General features: G+C 38.2%; 3 protein-coding genes. All 3 read left to right on the top strand.

Annotated features, from left to right (window positions below):
• Positions 1 to 69: 69 nt before the first annotated feature.
• On the top strand, positions 70 to 1,059 hold the full coding sequence (gene gap, locus AC30RD_RS07760) for a type I glyceraldehyde-3-phosphate dehydrogenase (protein WP_489493885.1): 990 nt from the start codon (positions 70 to 72) through the stop codon (positions 1,057 to 1,059).
• A gap of 73 nt (positions 1,060 to 1,132) precedes the next feature.
• Complete coding sequence (locus tag AC30RD_RS07755; protein WP_489493884.1) at positions 1,133 to 2,338, top strand: phosphoglycerate kinase; 1,206 nt, start codon at positions 1,133 to 1,135, stop codon at positions 2,336 to 2,338.
• A partial coding sequence (locus AC30RD_RS07750) for a triose-phosphate isomerase (RefSeq protein WP_489493882.1) occupies positions 2,335 to 3,015 on the top strand: 681 nt, incomplete at its 3' end. The genes AC30RD_RS07755 and AC30RD_RS07750, both read left to right, overlap by 4 nt.

The following is a 3,015-nucleotide window of genomic DNA, read 5'->3' as shown; positions in this document are numbered from 1 at the left end:
CCCTCGCTCACTCACCTAAATTTTATCTTTTTTTAGATAAAATAAGCAAAATTTTTGTAAAGGCGGGTTTTGGCGATAAAGATTGCTATCAACGGTTTTGGACGTATCGGAAGAAGCGTCGCAAGAGTGATTTTGGAAAGAGATGGCGTTGAATTGGTGGCTATAAACGATATTATACCTCTTCAAAGCGCAGCTTATCTTTTAAAATATGATAGCGTTCACAACTTTTTTGAAAAAAATATAACATTTAGTAACGATTGTTTAATCGTAAACGATAAAAAAATAAGATTTTATAACGAAGAAAATCCTAAAAATCTAATATTTAGCGATGTAGATGTGGTTTTGGAGTGTAGCGGTCTTTTTTTAACTTCTGGTGAGGTGGAGCATCATCTGCAAAAAGGGGTTAAAAAGGTTATCATCTCAGCTCCGGCAAAAGATAATACTCCAACCTTCGTAATGGGCGTAAATCACGAAAGATATAACGGAGAAAACATTATCTCCAACGCAAGCTGCACTACAAACTGTTTAGCCCCCATCGCAAAAATTTTAGATGATCATTTTGGTATAGAAAAAGGACTTATAACGACGGTTCATAGTTATACAAACGATCAAAACCTGCTAGATAATTTTCACAAACGAGATATCAGAAGATCTCGCGCCGCGGCGATCAATATGATACCAACTACTACAGGAGCGGCAAAAGCGATAGGCAAGGTTTTGCCTAAACTAGAAGGAAGGCTTGATGGAAGGAGCGTTAGAGTTCCGGTCCCAAATGTCTCTTTGCTGGATTTTGACGTGGTATTATCTAAAAAAACCTCAAAAGAAGAGATCAACGAGCTTTTTTTGAAATATTGTGAAGATGAACTAAAGGGCATCTTAGCCGTTGATAAAGATTTTAAAGTATCCGAAGATTTTATAAACAATCCTTATAGTTCGACGGTTGCTTTAGATTTAACGCAAGTAATTGATGGGAATTTCGCAAAAATAATGAGTTGGTATGATAATGAGTGGGGTTATGCCAATAGATTGGTTGATATGGCGATATGGATAAGTAGATGAGTTCACTCAACCACTCAACTACTCAACCACTCAACTATTTTAACCAATTAACTAACGATAAGGAAGGAGCAAAATGCATATAAAATCTATAAAAGAGTTGGAATTAGCCCAAAGCTCTGTTTTTATTAGATGCGATTTTAACGTTCCGATGGATGAGTTTGGAAATATAACCGACGATAGAAGAATACGCTCAGCCCTTCAAACTATAAGATACTGCCTTGATCACGACTGCAAAATCGTTCTTGCAAGTCATCTTGGAAGGCCTAAAGGGTATGATGAAAAATTCTCTTTAAAACCGGTGGCAAAGAGGCTTCATACTCTTTTAAAGCAAGAGATCGTTATGGCAAACGACGTAGTTGGAGAGGACGCCAAAAGAAAATTTGACTCTTTGAAAAACGGAGAGATACTGCTTTTGGAAAATTTAAGATTTGAAAAAGGAGAGACCAAAAACGATCCAAATTTCGCAAAAGAGCTAAGCAACTTTGGAGAGTTTTATATAAATGACGCCTTTGGGGTGAGTCACAGGGCTCACGCATCGGTAGAAGCGATTACTCACTATTATGATCAAAACCATAAAGGAGCGGGATTTTTGCTACTTAAAGAGATTCAGTTTTTTCACCATCTATTAAAAAGACCAACCCGACCTTTTGTCGCCGTTGTTGGAGGAAGCAAGGTTTCAAGCAAATTAAAAGCTTTAATAAATCTTTTGCCAAAAGTAGATAAAATGTTGATAGGCGGAGGAATGGCATTTACTTTTTTGAAAGCTTTGGGAGAAGAGGTTGGGAACTCTATAGTCGAAGATGATCTTATGCAAGATGCTTTAAATATAATAGAAGAGGCCAAGAGACTTGGAGTAAAACTCTATCTTCCGGTTGATTTTGTGGTTTCCCAAACCTTTAGCGAAGATACGCCTATAAAATATGTAACATACAAAGAGATTCCAAAAGGATGGATGGGACTTGATATAGGTCCGGCAACCGTTAGGCTCTTTAGAGAGGCTCTAAATGATGCGCAGACCATTTTATGGAACGGACCTATGGGAGTTTATGAGATGGATAAGTTTGCGAGGGGAAGTTTTCAGCTTTCTCACTTTATAGCTCAAAGTTACGCAACTAAGGTTATAGGCGGAGGAGATACCGCTGATCTTGTGCAAAGAGCGGGAGATGATGAGGAGATGACCTTTATCTCAACCGGAGGGGGAGCGAGTTTAGAACTACTTGAAGGAAAACTTCTACCGGGCGTCGCTGCGCTAATGGTAGAGAATGGAGAGGAAGAGTGATACTAGCGGCAAACTTTAAAACAAACCACACAAGAAGCTCAACGAAAGAGTATATAGATAAGTTAAACGCCTTTTTAAAGGACAAAAACATAAAAGAGACCGATATCTATATATTTCCGCCTTTTACGGCGCTTGATAGTTACGACACAGAAGCAAAGATAGGGGTTCAAAACGCATATCCGGCTATTAAGGGATCATATACCGGCGAGATAGGAGTTGAGCAGTTAAGTGAGTTTGATATAAAAACTATCATTATAGGTCATAGTGAAAGAAGGCATATTCTTGGAGAAAACCAAGAGTTTATTGCCCAAAAATTTCAGTTTTTCAAAGAGAAGGGATTTACCATATTTTACTGCATAGGAGAGACTCTTGAGGTTAGAGAAAGTTCAAAAGAGCTTATATTTTCCTATCTTGATATGCAGCTTGAGGGGATCGATCTAAATTATGAAAGATTGATCATAGCCTATGAACCCGTTTGGGCGATAGGGACCGGAAAAAGCGCTACTACCAAAGATATAGAAGAGGTGCTAGATTATCTATCCAAAAAAACCAAAGCCCCTCTTTTATACGGAGGTAGCGTAAAGCCTTCAAATATAAAAGAGATAGTCTCTGTCAAAAACTGTCAAGGAGCCCTCATAGGAACCGCAAGCTGGGATGTTGATAGTTTTTGTGAAATG

It is taken from the genome of Nitrosophilus sp., assembly GCF_982775275.1.
The sequence above is the reverse complement of the archived record's forward strand: the minus strand, read 5'-3'. Positions and strand labels throughout refer to the sequence as shown.